At 42.1% G+C, this 17,500-nt stretch carries 10 protein-coding genes; 6 read left to right on the forward strand and 4 right to left on the reverse strand.

The features are described from left to right. Window positions 1-22: 22 nt before the first annotated feature. A complete protein-coding gene (locus C5O00_RS03900; protein ID WP_105215122.1) occupies window positions 23-2,776 on the reverse strand; it encodes a 2-oxoglutarate dehydrogenase E1 component in 2,754 nt (917 codons plus the stop codon). A gap of 114 nt (window positions 2,777-2,890) precedes the next feature. Between C5O00_RS03900 and C5O00_RS03905 the strand changes: the two genes are divergently transcribed. Next, a complete protein-coding gene (locus tag C5O00_RS03905; protein ID WP_105215124.1) occupies window positions 2,891-3,421 on the forward strand; it encodes an alpha-ketoglutarate decarboxylase in 531 nt (176 codons plus the stop codon). On the opposite strand, the gene C5O00_RS03910 is transcribed toward C5O00_RS03905, so the two are convergent. Continuing rightward, entirely contained in the window at window positions 3,418-4,392 is a 975-nt protein-coding gene (locus C5O00_RS03910) for a polyprenyl synthetase family protein (RefSeq protein WP_105215126.1), read from the reverse strand. The genes C5O00_RS03905 and C5O00_RS03910 overlap by 4 nt on opposite strands. A 160-nt stretch (window positions 4,393-4,552) precedes the next feature. On the opposite strand from C5O00_RS03910, the gene C5O00_RS03915 reads away from it, so the two are divergent. Genes C5O00_RS03915 through C5O00_RS03930 form a run of 4 tightly spaced genes read left to right on the forward strand, consistent with a single transcriptional unit; the run spans window position 4,553 to window position 11,211 of the window. Continuing rightward, window positions 4,553-5,164, forward strand: coding sequence for a TetR/AcrR family transcriptional regulator (locus C5O00_RS03915; protein ID WP_105215128.1), 612 nt, complete (start codon window positions 4,553-4,555; stop codon window positions 5,162-5,164). After that, complete coding sequence (locus C5O00_RS03920; RefSeq protein ID WP_105215130.1) at window positions 5,157-6,509, forward strand: TolC family protein; 1,353 nt, start codon at window positions 5,157-5,159, stop codon at window positions 6,507-6,509. Before C5O00_RS03915 ends, C5O00_RS03920 begins: the two co-directional genes overlap by 8 nt. A 21-nt stretch (window positions 6,510-6,530) precedes the next feature. After that, window positions 6,531-7,709, forward strand: coding sequence for an efflux RND transporter periplasmic adaptor subunit (locus C5O00_RS03925; RefSeq protein ID WP_105215132.1), 1,179 nt, complete (start codon window positions 6,531-6,533; stop codon window positions 7,707-7,709). Next, window positions 7,702-11,211 carry an efflux RND transporter permease subunit gene (locus tag C5O00_RS03930; RefSeq protein ID WP_105215134.1) on the forward strand — a complete coding sequence of 1,170 codons (3,510 nt, stop codon included), beginning with the start codon at window positions 7,702-7,704 and terminating at the stop codon, window positions 11,209-11,211. Before C5O00_RS03925 ends, C5O00_RS03930 begins: the two co-directional genes overlap by 8 nt. A gap of 55 nt (window positions 11,212-11,266) precedes the next feature. Here the strand turns inward: C5O00_RS03930 and C5O00_RS03935 are convergent, their stop codons facing one another. Further along, window positions 11,267-12,580 (reverse strand): RagB/SusD family nutrient uptake outer membrane protein, encoded by a 1,314-nt coding sequence (locus C5O00_RS03935; RefSeq protein ID WP_244593025.1) that lies wholly within the window; start codon window positions 12,578-12,580, stop codon window positions 11,267-11,269. Between the two features lie 10 nt (window positions 12,581-12,590). Next, complete coding sequence (locus C5O00_RS03940; protein ID WP_105215136.1) at window positions 12,591-15,560, reverse strand: SusC/RagA family TonB-linked outer membrane protein; 2,970 nt, start codon at window positions 15,558-15,560, stop codon at window positions 12,591-12,593. A gap of 181 nt (window positions 15,561-15,741) precedes the next feature. Here C5O00_RS03940 and aspS point away from each other — a divergent pair, with 181 nt between their 5' ends. Continuing rightward, complete coding sequence (gene aspS / locus C5O00_RS03945; protein WP_105215138.1) at window positions 15,742-17,490, forward strand: aspartate--tRNA ligase; 1,749 nt, start codon at window positions 15,742-15,744, stop codon at window positions 17,488-17,490. Window positions 17,491-17,500 lie beyond the last annotated feature (10 nt).

Genomic DNA, 17,500 nt, shown 5'->3' on the forward strand with positions numbered 1-17,500 from the left:
ATTATTTTCCTTTACAGAATTATTAGTTGTTTTCAGTTGGGTTGAATACGCTTTCTATCACTCGCTGATGTCTTTGTAAACTACGTACCGAGCTTCCCGAAGCCGGCGCCGCATACATTTTTCTACTGCAAACCCGCCAATTCCTGGATTCTTCGTAGTGCATCAACATGTGGGAATAAGCCCCCATATTCTTAGGTTCTTCCTGCGCCCATACAATGTCGGTCGCATTTTTATATTTCTTTAATGTCGCAGTTATTTCATCCTTAGGCAGCGGAAATATTTGCTCTATTCTTACAAGGGCAACATCGTCTCTTTTCAGTTCCTCCTTTTTTTCCAGCAGATCGTAATAGAATTTTCCCGTGAGGAATACCAGGGTTTTAATTTTAGAAACCTTAGCATCCGGGTCATCGATTAGCATTTTAAAACTGCCATTCGCCAATTCTTCCCTGGTAGAAACTACTTTCGGATGACGAAGCAAACTCTTAGGCGTGAAAACTATCAATGGTTTTCTGAAATCCACTATCATTTGTCTTCGCAACAGATGGTAGAAGTTTGCCGGCGTGGTACAATCTGCTACGAACATGTTATCCACAGCACATAATTGTAAATATCGTTCCATACGAGCCGAAGAGTGCTCGGCACCCTGACCTTCATACCCGTGTGGCAGCAACATCACGAGTCCGTTTTGCAATTTCCATTTATCTTCGGAAGCCGAGATATACTGGTCTATCATGATCTGTGCCCCATTACTGAAATCCCCAAACTGGGCTTCCCAGATAGTAAGGGTTTTCGGGCTCGCCATGGCATAACCGTAATCAAAACCAACCACTCCATATTCGGATAACAAAGAATTATAAATATAAAAATCGCCTTGTTCTCCTTTTAAGTCGTTTAACAATACAATTTCTTCCTCGCTATCCTCCACTTTAACAACTGCATGTCTGTGTGAGAAGGTACCTCGCTCCACATCTTGACCGGACATTCTAACATCGTAACCCTGTGAAAGGAGGGTTCCATAAGCGAGTAATTCGCCCATGGCCCAGTCCAGTTTATTATCTTCAAAGTACATTTTGTGCCGAGCTTCGATCAGCCTGGAGATCTTCCTTAAAAACTTTTTGTCCTCCGGTAACCTGGTGATCACTTCAGCAACCTCATTTAGTTTTTTAATATCGACAGTGGTATCGAATGTTTTTACCATACTATCACCTTCGGCATAGTGGAAACCATCCCATTCGTCTTTCATAATGGCGGTGATCTCTGTTTTTTCCTCTTTACGCGAATCCTCCAGTTTCTCTTCCAGCTTATCCTTATACTCCTGTTCCAGTTGTGCAGTAAATCCTTTATCGATCACTCCTTCCTGTATCAGTTTCTCTGCATAGATGTCTCTGGGGTTCTTATGTTTGGAAATGGCCTTATATAATTTTGGCTGTGTGAAACGTGGTTCGTCTCCTTCGTTATGTCCGTACTTCCTGTAACCTAAGAGGTCTATAAACACATCCCGGCCAAATTCCATCCGGAAATCCAGTGCAAATAACATGGCATGAACAACAGCCTCAACATCGTCGGCATTCACATGAAGAATTGGCGACAGTGTAACTTTTCCCACATCTGTACAATAGGTAGAGGAGCGACCGTCCAGATAATTTGTGGTAAATCCTACCTGGTTGTTCACCACAATATGTATAGTTCCCCCGGTTTTATAGGCATCTAGCTGGGCCATTTGAACCACCTCATAAACCAGTCCCTGGCCGGCAATGGCTGCATCGCCGTGAACCACTATGGGCAGTACCTTACTTATATTGTCTTTAAAGCGTCTGTCTTGCTTGGCTCTGGCTATTCCCTGTACTACAGCCCCCACCGTTTCAAGGTGAGAAGGGTTTGGTGCGATATTTAAATTTATTTTTTTGCCGCTATCCGTCTGTCTGTTGGACGTCCAACCCAAATGATATTTTACGTCCCCATCGAAGATGTCCTGCTCGTAATCCTTCCCGTCGAACTCACTGAAAATATCCTTCGCGCTCTTCCCAAAAATATTAGTAAGGGTACTAAGTCGTCCACGATGCGCCATTCCCATTACAAATTCTTCCACGCCCTTTTCGGCGGCATTTTCTATAAGGGTATCTAAAGCAGGGATCAGGCTCTCTCCTCCTTCGAGGGAAAATCGCTTCTGACCCACATATTTTGTATGAAGAAAGTTCTCGAAGGCAACGGCTTCATTTAACTTTTTTAGGATATGTTTCTTCTGCTCAGGGCTGTATTTGGGTTGATTGTCATTTACATTGAGCTTTTTCTGGATCCATTCGATCTCTTCCGGCTTTCGAATATACATATACTCGATACCGATACTGCTGCAATAAATACTTTCAAGATGGCGAATGATCTCTTCCAGGGTAGCTTCTCCAATTCCAATAACCTCACCAGCCTGAAATTTTGTATGAAGATCATCCTGCGACAATCCAAAGTTTTCGATGTCCAGAGTTGGGCTATATTTCCGCCTTTCTCTTACAGGGTTGGTTTTAGTGAACAAATGTCCCCTGCTTCGGTAACCATCGATTAGGCGTATTACCTGAAATTCCTTTTGTACGGCTTCAGGAATCTCTGCCATGCCACCTTCAATTCCAAGGGCTTCCAGAGAACCATTTTCAATTCCGAAGTCAAAGCCTTGAAAAAATGCTCTCCAACTAGGTTCAACCGTATCGGGGAATTGTAAATATTTATCGTATAGTTCGGCGATATAAGCAGGATGTACCGCGTTGAGAAAAGAATATCGATCCATTGTAGAGATTATCGAGGCTATTATATTGATAAACTATACAAAAATACAACAAATCCAATAACTTGCTCTTTTAATATTATATATTTATCGGTATAAATCATTAAAGTTTTCCCAATGAAATGTTGTCGTAACATATCTATTTATCTGCTCCTTAGCATACTTTTAGGATGTTCTTTCCAATCGGTCGCCCAGGAACAAAAAGCTCCCTCACAGTTTTGGCAGCATGTTCGATTTGGAGGTGGGATTGGACTTAGTTTTGGTAATGGCTTCTTTAGTGGGACACTTGCACCCAGTGCGATCTATCAGTTCGATGAACGTTGGGCAATGGGTCTGGGATTGAACGGAACTTACAACAAACAGAAGGATACATATTCCTCAACTATTCTTGGTGGAAATGTAATTACATTGTATAACGTCATTCCCGAAATCCAGTTATCTGCCGAATTTGAAGAATTGAATGTGAATCGATCCTACGATTCTCGCCTTGGCCTGGAAGACGATAATTATTGGTATCCGGCTTTATTTCTTGGAGCGGGGTTTAGAACCAACAATATAACTGTTGGGATACGATACGATGTACTTTACGACGAAACAGATAGTATTTACGCAAATGCGTGGATGCCGTTCTTCAGGGTATATTTTTAAACTTTTCTACGCATGAGCCAGGCTCCGAAATTGCGTAATTCTTCTTTTCTTTCTTCCGAGATCTTAATGGTATTTAATACCTCATTGGCCGTTTGCGTATAATGTGCTATTTCTTTTTCTGTTGCTGAAACGGCACCCGAATTCTCAAATATTCGTTTTACTATCGCCACTTTATCTGAAGGATCCTTCGGACTAATACTGAACAGATGCCTTAGTTCGGCCGCTTCGGAAGGTGATGATCTTTCCAGGGCAGTGAGATATAAGAACGTTTTTTTGTTGGCTATGATATCGCCGCCCACCTGTTTTCCGAAAGTATCCGGATTTCCGAAGGCATCGAGGTAATCATCCTGTAACTGAAAAGCAATTCCCAAATTCCTTCCAAATTCGAATAAGCTGGTTTTACAAGCTGTAGATGCACCTGCCACGATGGCTCCCATCTTCATTGCTGCACCAATAAGGACAGCTGTCTTGCAATCTATCATTTTTATATATTCATCCAGTCGAACATCGTCGCGACGTTCAAAATCCACGTCGTATTGCTGTCCTTCACAAACCTGGATCGCGGTTTTACTAAACAGACGTGCTAATTCCCGGAATAAAGCAGATTCGTAATCCTCGAACAGCCTATATGCCAGAATCAACATTGCGTCCCCCGAGAGAATTCCCGTATTGAGATCCCATTTTTCATGAACCGTCTCCTTTTTTCGCCTTAAAGGAGCATTATCCATTATGTCATCGTGAATGAGCGAAAAATTATGGAAAAGTTCAACGGCCAGGGCAGCGTTCATTGCCTTGTGATAATCAACTTCAAAAAAATCGCAACACATCAAAGTGAGAATGGGCCGTAAACGTTTCCCACCAAGGTCTAAGATATATTTTATTGGCTCATATAGTTGAGTTGGTTCCTGAATAGTAACCGCCTTATCCAAATGTTCTTCCAGAGAATTACTGTATTTCTTCAATAGATCCATTCACGAAAAATTTCCTGCTAAAATACGGCTTGTTGGGATATTAGTTAAGAATGTGACGATAAAAAGGAAAAGTCTTCCTGAACAGGTATGTTAAATAAATCTAAAACTTAGGAAACTTTTATTGTTTTTTAAGTTTCCTTGATGTAGTTTTGCCCCTCCTATGAAAGATAAGATTATACAAAAGGCAGCAGAAATGTTCATCACACTAGGCTTTAAAAGTGTGACCATGGATGATATTGCAAACGAACTTGCGATTTCAAAAAAAACGATCTACACTCATTTTAAAAATAAATCTCAACTGGTTCACGAGGTTACCATGAGTGTATTCGAGACGATTTCTTATGGAATCGATTGTATTTGTGAACTTCGTAAAAATCCTATCGAAGAATTGTACGAGATAAAACGTCTGGTGATGGTTCATCTTAAAAATGAGCGTTCCTCACCCCAATATCAACTTCAGAAATACTATCCCGAAATCCACGAAGCATTAAAGGCAAACCATTATCAGAAAATGAGTGAATGTACTTTGCGAAATCTGAAACGCGGTGTGGAAATGGGACTTTATCGTGAAAACCTGGATATAGATTTTGTCTCTCGTATCTACTTCATTGGAGTAAATGGAATAAAAGACGAAGTATTATTCCCACCATCCAAATTTCAAAAAGACAAGATATTCGACGATTATCTGGAGTATCATTTACGAGGGATCGTAACCAAAGAAGGATTAAAAACTCTTAACCAATTCATTAATTCAACAGTGCATAATGCGTAACTTTTTAGCTTTTCTAATTCTGTGTACAGGTGTGATCACATCCAACGCACAAGATAACAGGGATTATAAATTTTCACTCGAAGAAGCCATTTCTTTTGCACTCGACAGCAACTATACTGCGATCAATTCGAGGAGAGATATTGCCAAAGCCATCAAGCGAAAGTGGGAAACAACAGCTACCGGATTGCCACAGCTTAGTGCCGGAGTAAATTATCAAAACAACCTCAAGCAGCCAGTATCTTTAATTCCTTCTGAATTTGTTGGTGGAGAGCCAGGTACGTTCGTGCCTGTGATCTTCGGGACCAAACAGCTTGCTTCTGCTACGGCCACGATCGAACAACTAATTTTCGATGGGAGTTATCTGGTAGGGCTTCAGGCGGCCAGGGCGTTCCTTGATTATTCTGAAAATGCCGATGAAAAAATAAGGCTAGAGATAAGAAAGGGAGTGATTAACGCCTATGCCAGCGTGCTACTGTCTGAAGAGCTCATAACTATTTTTCAGAAGAACAAAAACACCCTGGAACAAAATCTGTTCGAGATCCGGCAAACCTTTGAAAACGGTTTGGCCGAAGAAGAGGATGTAGAACAACTGGAGATCACTTTACTGGATGTGCAAACGCAATTAAGTAATGCTACCCGAACCAATATCATTTCCAGGCAGATGTTCAATGTAGCTTTGGGAATCGATATAAACGAACAAGTTGTCCTTACCGAAAATCTGAATCAACTCACCCAACAGAATATAAGTCTCGATATAATGAGTTCGAATTTGAGTGTGGAGGAAAATATCGACTATAAAATTGCCTTTAACCTAACAGAGCAAAGATCACTGGAGTTAAAACTTGAAAAAAGCAGGGCTCTTCCCAGCCTGAATGCTTATGTAAATTATGGCACCCAGGCTTATAGCAACGAATTCAGCTTCTTAGATACCAACCAGCAATGGTTCCAGTCTTCTACACTTGGAGTGTCGATGAATATTCCTATCCTTAGCAGTGGTATGCGCGGTGCGAGAACGCAGCAGGCTCGTATCGCCCTGGACCAGGCCGAATCTCAGCTGGAAGAGACAAAACAAAATATTCAGCTTGAGTACGCCTCTGCCTTAAATACCTATCAATTTCAGTTGGAGAATTACCAGAATTCGAAGAAAAACTTACAACTAGCCGAACGCATTGAGCAGAAGAACCAAATTAAATTCACAGAAGGGCTTGCTTCGAGTTTCGAACTACGGCAGGCACAAACACAATTATACACTGCCCAGCAGCAATATATCCAATCGATGCTGGACATCATTAATGCAAAGACAGAATTGGAAACCGTTCTTAACATACCTCAACTAAAAAACTAATAACACCACACAACATTTAAAATGAAAAAACTAACTATTTCTCTGTTGCTTCTTATCGTTATCACCTCTTGCGGAGGTGATGGTAAATCTGTGGAAGCTATCATCGAATCCGGTTCGCTGGAAGACATAAGGGCCAAACGTGCAGAATTTGTTACCCAACAGCAGGAGATCAATTCTCAACTGGAACAGATCGACGCGGCCATCGCAAAGCTGGATACCGTGAAAAAATTACCCCTGGTAACCACCTTTAAAGCGCTAGCCCGGGATTTCGATCATTTTCTGGAGATTCAGGGCGACGTAGACACCAAATTGAACATAGTTCTCTACCCGGAATACAACGGGGTTTTATCCAGGGTTTATGTGAAGGATGGACAAAAAGTAGTGAAAGGTCAACTATTGGCGTCGATAGACGACGGGGGGTTGTCTCAACAACTTGCACAAATGGAAGTACAAGCCAATCTGGCAAAAACCACCTTCGAACGCCAGGAGCGACTTTGGAACCAGAAGATAGGTAGTGAGATCCAGTATTTACAGGCTAAAACCAACTACGAAGCACAGCAAAATGCAGTAAACCAAATGAAGGCACAGCTAGGAAAAACTACCATTAGAGCTCCTTTTTCAGGTATAGTGGATGATATCATCACTGAACAGGGAACGGTGGTAAGCGCCGGCCAGACTCCGGTTATTCGTTTGGTAAACCTAAACGACATGTATATAAGTGCAGAAATCCCGGAAGTATATCTGGGCAGTGTTTCGGAAGGAAAGGATGTTGAGGTGTTTTTCCCGGTACTTGGTGATACAGTTAACGCCAAGGTAAGACAGGTAGGGAATTATATTAACCCAACTAACCGAACTTTTAAGATAGAAGTAAATGTTCCTAACCAGAACAAAAAAATAAAGCCAAATCTAACGGCTAAATTAAAGATCAATGATTATAGCAATCCGGAGGCTATCCTAATTCCTCAAAGTGTTTTGTCTGAAAACGCAAATGGCGATCAATACGTCTACGTGGCGAGTAATATGAACGGAGAAAATGAAGCGGTGGCAAAACGAACTTTTGTAAATACCGGAAAGACTCAGGGAGATTATGTTGAAATACTTGATGGGATCTCCAATGGGGATACGGTAGTACGTGAAGGTGCACGAAGCGTAAAAGACGGGCAATCCATAAAAATCTTAAAGGTAGAAGTCGATGAGTAAGAAGAAATTACAAGTAAACAAGGAATTTGGTCTTTCTTCTTGGGCAATTGAGAATAAAACGACCATCTATGTGATGATCGCGATTATACTATTCCTTGGCGGGTCTGCCTATTTCGATATGCCACGGGAAAGCTTTCCGGAAATAAAGGAGACCAAGATCTATATAAGTACTCCTTATCCCGGTAATACTGCCGAGGATATAGAACGACTTATCATCGATCCACTGGAGGACCGTCTGAAAAATATTAGCAATGTAGTAGAGATCGTATCAACCTCACAGGAGGATTATGGGATTATCACGGTTGAATTTGATGAAGATATTACCGTTGAAGAAGCCAAGTTGAAGGTTAAGGATGAAGTAGATAGTGAAAAGGCAGGAGAAGATTGGCCTACTTTTAATAATGCCAAGGTAGAACCCAACGTGTTCGACCTCAATTTTTCGGAAGAAACCCCCATTAGTAATATTAACATTAAAGGAAATTATCCAACCACCAAGTTAAAGGAGTATGCCGAATACCTGGAAGATAAGATAGAAGATCTTCCTGAGATCAAACAGGCAGATATTCGAGGAGCCCAGGAAAAGGAGGTGGAAGTAGCCGTAGATGTGTATAAAATGATGGCGGCCAAGGTAAGTTTCGACGATGTTATCAACGCCATTCGAAACGGCAATGTAACCATGTCTGCTGGGAACCTTGTAACCAGTGGGCAGAGACGTACCATTCGTTTACTTGGTGAAGTAGAAACCCCGAACGAGCTTGATAATTTTGTTGTAAAATCTGAAAACGGCGCTGTCTATTTAAAGGATATAGCCACGGTTAGATTCAAAGAAGAAGAGAAAACAACCTACGCTCGCGAATTTGGAACCGGGGTGGTGATGCTAGATGTGAAGAAACGAGCGGGTAAAAATATGGTGGAGGCAGCAAGAAAGATTGAAACTATTGTAGAAGAGGCTCGTGAAAATGTATTTCCACAGGATGTCGAGGTTACAATCGCAAACGATCAGTCTGCAAAAACCATTAACCAGGTAGATGATCTGGTAAACAACATCATCTTTGGGATCATCCTGGTGGTAACTGTACTGATGTTCTTCCTCGGTTTCCGGAATGCCCTCTTTGTAGGATTTGCCATCCCTATGTCGATGTTCATGTCGTTCATGATATTGTCCGGGCTGGGATATACTATGAACACTATGATTCTTTTTGCCTTGATCATGGGGCTGGGAATGCTGGTGGATAATGGGATTGTGGTTGTGGAGAATGTGTACAGGCTAATGGATGAGGAAGGCATGTCCCGCATTCAGGCGGCAAAAAAAGGAATAGGAGAAATTGCCTTTCCAATAATTATTTCTACAGCGACTACAGTGGCTGCCTTTGTTCCGTTAGGGCTTTGGCCTGGTGTAATGGGTGAGTTTATGATCTATTTCCCGATCACCTTATCGGTTGTTCTGGGATCCTCTCTTTTCGTAGCTATTTTCTTTAATTCCATGCTTGTTTCTCAATTTATGGAAACCGATGAGAAGAATTTAACCCGAAAGCAGCTTATTAGGATCTCTATTATTTTAGGTGGTTTTGGAACCCTGATCCTAATATTTGGAGGTCCAATGCGTGGCTTAGGATCACTCATGATCGTTGTGGCGATCATGTTCTGGATATATCGTTATTTTCTAAAACGGGCAGCTTTGTATTTCCAGCGAAATATTTTAAGCTGGATGGAACGGAAATACACAAATTTTCTTTCGCGAGCGTTAACCGGGTGGCGATCTGTAGGTTTTGTGGTGGGCACATTTCTACTGTTGTTTATTGTTTTTGGATTGTTTGGTGCATCTATTGGAAGTCAGCGAACCAGTGTTGAGTTCTTCCCAGACAATAAGCCAAACCAGATCGTGGTGTATATTGAGTATCCACAGGGAACCGATATCAACAAAACGAATGCTATCACCAAGGAAATAGAACAACGCGTGTATGACGTCCTCAATGAAGGAACGTATATGGATGAGGGCTACAATTATATGGTTGAATCTGCTGTTTCCCAGGTTGGTGAAGGTGCAGGAAATCCACAGACAGATGGAGGATCTGCTGCCGAAATGCCTCATAGGGGTAAGATAACCGCTACTTTACGTGAATATAAATTTAGGCGGGGTGAAGATTCTGAATTGCTTCGGAAGAAAGTACAGGAATCTCTCAAGGGTATTTATCCCGGAGTTGCGATCTCTGTTGAAAAGGACATGGTAGGGCCACCAGTAGGTTACCCCATTAATATTGAGATCGAAGGTGAGGATTATGACGAGTTGATCCAAACCGCCGAAGAAATGCGGAATTTCATCAATACCAAGAACATAGCCGGGATCGATGAATTAAAGATAGATGTTAATAAGGGTAAACCTGCCATGCAGGTATATGTAGACCGCGAAAAAGCCGGGGAATTGGGCGTTGCAGCCGGACAAGTAGCTACCCAGCTAAGACGATCCCTGTTTGGAGAAAAGGCAGGAGTTTATAAGAAAGATGGAGAAGACTACGACATCTATGTTCGGTTCAATGAAGATATCAAATACAACAAAAGTGCGTTGTTCAACCAGAACATTATTTTCCGGGATCAGGCTACAGGGCAGATCAAAGAAATTCCTGTTTCTGCTGTAACCAGCGAAAAGAACACCTCATCCTTTAGCGCTATTAAGCATAGGGACGCCAAACGTGTTGTAACAGTTTATTCGGCATTACAAGCAGGATACACAGATGCTGGAGCCATAGTATCTCAGATCCAGGCCGAAATGGCAAATTATAAAAATCTGCCCGAAAATGTGAAAATTGATTATACCGGACAGATAGAGGAACAGAACAAACAGATGGCGTTCTTAATGGGTGCCTTCTTTTCGGGTCTAGGTCTTATAATGCTAATTCTCATCTTCCAGTTTAGTTCCATCTCTAAACCTACCATCATCATGATCGCCATATTCCTAAGTTTTATTGGCGTATTTGGAGGTATTTTAATAACAGGAGCTTCCTTTGTGATCATGATGACCATGATGGGAATAATTTCTCTTGCGGGTATAGTGGTAAACAATGGGGTGGTATTATTAGATTATACACAACTGCTTATAGACAGACGAATGGTTGAGTTGGAAATGGAAGATGATGAATTGCTTTCGAAGGATGAAGTGAAAGGAATAATCATAAAAGGAGGGCGAGCACGTCTAAGACCTGTACTTCTCACAGCGATAACCACCGTTTTAGGTCTTATCCCGCTTGCCATTGGTTTTAATCTGGATTTCTTCTCATTATTTGCTGAAGGAGACCCGAAGATCTACGTGGGAGGTGATAATGTGATCTTCTGGGGGCCATTGGCATGGGCCGTAATTTATGGCCTGATTATAGCGACCTTCCTTACCCTTATCATTGTACCGGTGCTCTTCTACATCGTGCATAAAATAAAATTGAAGTGGAGGAATTTCCGTTCGAAGAACAAGAAGGTAGAACTACAGTCTAAAATTGAAAGCGCTGCATAATAAAAAAACCCTCTCCTGCCGGAGAGGGTTTTTTAACTAATTCTAATTCCCTTTATTATAGTCCTTCGTTGAAAGGAGTTGGAAATGAGTCCAGGATATTGTCTCCAGGACGATCTAGTGGAACATAATTCTCATTTAATCTTCCAAGGCGTCTTAGATCAACTAAGCGATGTCCTTCAGCCAATAAAGAATATCTCCTTTGATTTAGGATCTCTTCAACGAGAGAGGTTGCATCGGTTGGCCCTCCGTAATCGGCTAAACCAGCTTCATTACGCACACGGTTGATGGCTGCTAAAGCCTCAACTGTGTTGTTATTTACCTGGGCTTCGGCATACATAAGGATCAATTCTTCATTTCTAATCATGTAAACCGGATCCACATTACTGTCGTATACCGCGATCTGATAATCGGCCGATAGGCCATCAAAAGATACTGTTCCGGAAGCGAACAGATTCGACTTCTCAGCAACTCTGGTGTCTCCAGCTTCCGAATCGGCTACCCATGAGTCATGGATCATGAATTCCTGACCAGATTGGTCCGGCACGTGAAACTGAGCGTTAAGGATATCATTCCCTGTCGCACCAAATACATGAGCTACACCTAAGTTCAAATCACCATTGATATCGAAGAAGGAAGCGTTCAGCAAGGAACGTACTTCGCCCATATTGCCTTGATACAAGGCAACTCGAGCAGCGATCGCTCTATTGAACTGAGCAAATGTAGTTGGCGTATCAAATCCGTCGAAACCACTACTCATATCATAATCGAAACTGCCTCCGGCGTTGTTAAGGTTTGCAAATGCCTCATCTAATAGGGCTCTTATCCCATTTAAGGCTTCATCGTATCCTACAATTGGGCCCAGGTTATCAGGATCGGCAACATCCAGACGAATACCATTTTCGTATTGTCTGTTCAACACCATCAATAGTGCATACGCTTTCATGGTTTTTGCATAACCATAATAGCCGTTATTATCTGCTTCCGAGAAACCAGCCTGCGCATTTTCTACGGCCTCCAGTAACACATTGGCACCTTTTACAACTTTATACCATGCGGCAAATGCACGGGTTGTGAGGAATCCGTTATTGTCAAGAGGGCCTTTAAGAAGTTCTCCCGTAAACCTGGGATCGACGCCAGAAAGGTCGTAATATTCTCTTGCCATGATACTCATTGTATCATAGTGAAATTCAAGGTCATTTCGCATGACGGCTTCAAGACCAGCTGCAAGCAACTGTATATCTGCCTGTGATGCACCCTCTGCAAAACTTCCAACACTGGGTGCATTTGGGTTCGTAATTTCTTCAAGTTCACAGCCAGAAAAAACCATGATCATCGTGAAGAAAAAGACTTTTATAAATATATTTTTCATACTCTTTTTTTTAGAAATTAACATTCAGGTGAAAGTTTACAAACTTCGATGCAGGATAAGGAGTTACCTCAACATTGTTCGCCAGCACGTTGTTCCCGAAGTTCGAGTTTTCAGGGTCGTAACTGTTATAGTCAAAGATGTTGATCAGGTTTCTTCCGGATACTCCAAATTTTACCTTATCCACAAAATCGAACCACTTATCAGGGAATGTATAATACAATCCTACTTCTCGTAATCGAATATATCCGGCGTCCTCAATAACAGGATCAGGATTTACGAATGCCTGACTTGCACGATATGGTCCATTCGCCAACTGACCGGATGGGTCGATCCCGAAATCGTCATAATCCCAGGTAGTACCTGCAAGGTCATATAGTAAGGTGGTAAGGTTAATTGCATCTCCACCTTCTTTCCAGTGCCATAGGAATGTGAAATCAAATCCTTTATAGCTCAACTGGTTGAACCACGACATTTGGAAATCTGGTTCGGCGTTTCCATAAACGAAGAAACCATCACCTTCCGGATCTCTCTCTGCAATTTCGGCAGCAGTAAAATCGGCTGGATTATAAGTACCTACTATTTGTGTAGCACTCATTCCTTCCTGAATTAAGAAAGTACCCAAAGAGGCGGCAAATCCACCTTCGGTAAATGAAGGTACGTCTAGTCGAGTTACTTCAGACTCGTTCTTCCACCATTTCAAATTGGCTGTCCATTGCAGATCTTCACGATCTATTATGGCCGCATTTAAGTTCAATTCTATACCTCTGTTCTCAAGTTCACCTGCGTTCTTTACTGCTTCGGTAAATCCAGAAGAAGAAGGAACGTCTGCTCTCAAGAGTAGATCATCAACAGTTTTATTATAAACACTGGCTTCAAGAAGTATTCTTCCGTCTAACAATCCAAGATCAAGACCATACTCTAATTCGGTTTGACGCTCAGGACCTACATCTTCATTTCCTCTCAGGTTTCCTACACTTAATCCCGAAGTACCATCAATGAATTGTGCGTTCATTAATGTGAAACGGTCGTTGAATACAGAAAATCTTCCTGATTCCCCGTAAGCAACTCTAGGCTTTAAGCTAGAAATAACACTGCTCTCACCAAACACATCGAAATTGTGAATGTTAATGGCAAGGTTACCTTTCGGATAATAATAGGTCTTACTTGAGTCTCCGTTATTGGTCGACTTATCTCCTCGAACACCTCCTGTAGCGATGATCTTGTCATCCCAGTTGATCTCCGTCTGACCGAAGAACCCGGTATCCTTTTGTGGGACAATGATCTGCTGCGTACCAACATTGGAGGATTGCCCCAGGTTGGTTTGTGAACCGTTAAGTCCGGTTGCAACAGTGATCACCGTATTACGGTCGAAATTCTGAAGGAAGTTACCAAACTGCGTTGTGAAACTAAGTCCGTTATCCAGGTCAAGGTTATGAACAAGGAAGGCAGAAAGGTTGAAATTGGTATTCACAGTAGTTCCCGAAATCGCAACACCTCCTAGAGATGTAGGATCCCTGAAATAAGAAAGTTCCTTAGGGAATATACTGGTAGTTCTCAAAGTATACTGGTCGAAACCACCTTGAAGTACTAATTTCAATCGGTTGTCTGCACCATCGATGATCTTAAGGTTCGATGTTGCACTACCAATAAACCTGTTGATCTCTTCACGGTTCTTAGTGATAGCCACGGTCTCAAGAACGTTAGAACCTGCTCCACCCTGTGGATATACACCATCTGTTGGTGATAAGTTTTCCCAGGGGTAAGTAAATGCAAGTGCATATCCAATGGTACGGTTTGCGTTACCATTGTTAAAGAAACCTCTGTCTGCTTTAGAGTTTATATAGTTTGAGGTTACGTAAAGATCTAACCAATCGTTGAATCGCTGACCGATATTCAATCGAATAGAGCTTTTCACATAACCTGTATTATCAACAAGTCCTGGTTCATTCTTGTGAGTTGCCCCAAAGAAATAATCGGTTTTATTTGCACCACCTGAAGTTGTGAATCGTGTAGTATAAGATACACGTGTATGATCGAACAACTCGGCTTCGTAGTCTCTTAAGTTATTAAGGTTAAAGTTAGCAGGACCTCCAAAAGCTTCTATTTCACTTTGATCCCAGTCTCTTAGACCAAGTAATTGGGTTGGGCTTCGCAAACCAAGGGTTTGAGAAAATGAAACTTTTGCATCGCCTTTTCTACCTCGTTTAGTGGTTATGATAACAACACCACCGGCTGCTCGCGATCCGTAGATTGCTGCAGCAGAAGCTCCTTTTAGGATCTCTACATTCTCAATATCCTCCGGATCTATATCGGCAATACGGTTTGAAGCATCATCCTGATTGGTGGATGGGTTTCCACCACCGGCGGCTTCACTAACAATATTATTACCAAATCCAATAGACGAGTTATCAACGTAGACACCATCAACGATAAAAAGTGGTTGCTGATCTCCAAAAATAGAAGTTACCCCACGAAGTCTCATAGAGATTCCACCACCTGGAGCACCAGAGTTGGCTCTAATCTCTGCACCGTTGAATTTCCCGTATAAAGCTCCATCCAGACCGGATTGAGTGGTTATACCAGTAAGTTCACCTGCGCTAATGGATGATACTGCATTTGCAGCGTTAGACCTTTTCGTGGAAGTTGCCAGACCGGTCACAACCACTTCCGAAAGTGCCTGAGCAGATTCGGCCATAGTTACATTGACAGGTGAGCCGCTAACAGTTTGTTCAACAGTTTCCATTCCCAGGGAAGAAAACACCAGTGTTACCGGGACGCTTGAAACATCAATACTGAAATTACCATCTATATCGGTGGTAGTTCCATTGCTAGTCCCTTTCTCAATTACATTAACAAAGGGTAAGGAATCTCCGCTCTCACTGTTTACAGAACCGGTTATAGTGTTTTGCCCAAACACTAAACATGGAAAAACAAAGAGAAAAAACAGGAGTATCCTGTGGTAAAAGTTGTTTTGTTTCATAATGTTTAAGTTTTTGTTAAGTTTTCAAAATTAATAAAGTTTTCATGAAAATAAATTATTAAATCTGGATATTATATAAATATATTTAAATGTATTGACAATCAAACCAATAATCTTTCATTTATATACATCAATACTCAATAACTTCTTACCTTTGCGAACTAAATTTTAAGGTGCAAATATGTACAGAACGCATACCAATGGACAGCTACGCGCTGAGCATATAAACAAAGAGGTAACCCTTGCAGGCTGGGTACAGAAGTCCCGTAACAAAGGATTTATGATCTGGGTCGATCTACGCGACCGATACGGTATCACACAGTTGATCTTCGACGAAGATCGGAGTCCGAAAGCCGTAATGGAAGCTGCCTCTACCTTAGGACGCGAATTTGTAATTCAGGTTACAGGTAAGGTAATTGAGCGAGAATCCAAGAATCCTAATATGCCAACCGGAGATATTGAGATCCTGGTTTCAGACCTGAAAGTGCTAAATCCGGCACTTACGCCTCCTTTCAGCATAGAGAATGATACGGATGGAGGGGAAGATCTTCGAATGAAATACAGATATCTGGACATAAGACGAGCACCGGTAAGAAACAACCTGGTTTTTCGCCATAAAGTTACCATGGCGGTAAGAAATTATCTTTCTGAAAAGGATTTTGTTGAGGTTGAAACACCCTACCTCATTAAATCTACCCCTGAAGGGGCTCGCGACTTCGTCGTGCCTTCAAGAATGAACGAAGGACAGTTCTACGCCCTGCCACAGTCGCCTCAAACCTTTAAGCAACTACTCATGGTTGGAGGTTTAGATAAGTACTTTCAAATTGTGAAATGTTTCCGAGACGAGGACCTGAGAGCAGACCGACAGCCCGAATTTACCCAGATCGACTGCGAAATGGCCTTCGTTGAGCAGGAAGATATTCTAAATACTTTTGAGGGCCTTACCAGGCATCTACTTAAAGAGATCAATGGAGTTGAAATAGGAGATTTCCCGCGTATGACGTACGACGAGGCCATGCAGAGATATGGAAACGATAAACCTGATATTCGCTTCGGAATGGAATTTGGCGAACTTAATGAAGTTGCTCAACACAAAGATTTTAATGTATTTAATTCGGCCGAACTGGTAGTAGGAATAGCAGTTCCCGGTGGAAATGAGTACTCTCGTAAAGATATCGATAAGTTGATCGATTGGGTGAAACGCCCGCAGATTGGTGCCTTAGGAATGGTATATGTGCGGTGCAACGAGGATGGAAGCTTTAAATCTTCAGTAGACAAATTCTACGATGAAACCGATCTTCAAAAATGGGCCGAAGTTACCGGTGCCAAAGCCGGAGACCTAATTTGCGTGCTTTCAGGAGAAAAAAATAAAACCAGGGCACAGTTGAGTGCTTTACGAATGGAACTGGCAAAACGCATGGGATTGCGAAAGGCTAACGAATTCGCGCCTTTATGGGTGGTAGATTTCCCCTTGTTGGAATGGGATGAAGAGACGGAACGTTTTCACGCTATGCACCATCCCTTTACCTCACCAAAGCCTGAACAACTGGAATTATTAAAAACCAAACCTGCCGAGGTGAAAGCCAATGCTTACGACCTGGTCCTTAACGGAAACGAGATAGGAGGAGGTTCGATTCGAATTCACGACAAGGAATTACAGTCCAGAATGCTTAACTACCTCGGATTTACCCCTGAAGAGGCGAAAGCACAATTTGGATTTTTAATGGAAGCCTTTGAGTATGGTGCTCCGCCGCATGGTGGGATCGCATTTGGTCTTGACAGACTGGTTGCCATACTGGGTGGGCAGGAGACAATTAGGGATTTTATCGCATTCCCAAAGAACAATGCAGGAAGAGATGTAATGATCGACGCTCCGGCACCTCTGGATAGTGCACAACTTAAAGAACTCAACATTAAATTGGATCTCTGAGACCCGGCTC

This window comes from Pukyongia salina (assembly GCF_002966125.1).
Taxonomy (GTDB): Bacteria; Bacteroidota; Bacteroidia; order Flavobacteriales; family Flavobacteriaceae; genus Pukyongia; species Pukyongia salina.

What these genes read in the sequence shown, in the direction of transcription:
- C5O00_RS03900 (WP_105215122.1), bottom strand. Translation starts at nt 2,776, where the DNA reads ATGGATCGATATTCTTTTCTCAACGCGGTACATCCTGCTTATATCGCC.
- C5O00_RS03905 (WP_105215124.1), top strand. Translation starts at nt 2,891, where the DNA reads ATGAAATGTTGTCGTAACATATCTATTTATCTGCTCCTTAGCATACTT.
- C5O00_RS03910 (WP_105215126.1), bottom strand. Translation starts at nt 4,392, where the DNA reads ATGGATCTATTGAAGAAATACAGTAATTCTCTGGAAGAACATTTGGAT.
- C5O00_RS03915 (WP_105215128.1), top strand. Translation starts at nt 4,553, where the DNA reads ATGAAAGATAAGATTATACAAAAGGCAGCAGAAATGTTCATCACACTA.
- C5O00_RS03920 (WP_105215130.1), top strand. Translation starts at nt 5,157, where the DNA reads ATGCGTAACTTTTTAGCTTTTCTAATTCTGTGTACAGGTGTGATCACA.
- C5O00_RS03925 (WP_105215132.1), top strand. Translation starts at nt 6,531, where the DNA reads ATGAAAAAACTAACTATTTCTCTGTTGCTTCTTATCGTTATCACCTCT.
- C5O00_RS03930 (WP_105215134.1), top strand. Translation starts at nt 7,702, where the DNA reads ATGAGTAAGAAGAAATTACAAGTAAACAAGGAATTTGGTCTTTCTTCT.
- C5O00_RS03935 (WP_244593025.1), bottom strand. Translation starts at nt 12,580, where the DNA reads ATGAAAAATATATTTATAAAAGTCTTTTTCTTCACGATGATCATGGTT.
- C5O00_RS03940 (WP_105215136.1), bottom strand. Translation starts at nt 15,560, where the DNA reads ATGAAACAAAACAACTTTTACCACAGGATACTCCTGTTTTTTCTCTTT.
- aspS (WP_105215138.1), top strand. Translation starts at nt 15,742, where the DNA reads ATGTACAGAACGCATACCAATGGACAGCTACGCGCTGAGCATATAAAC.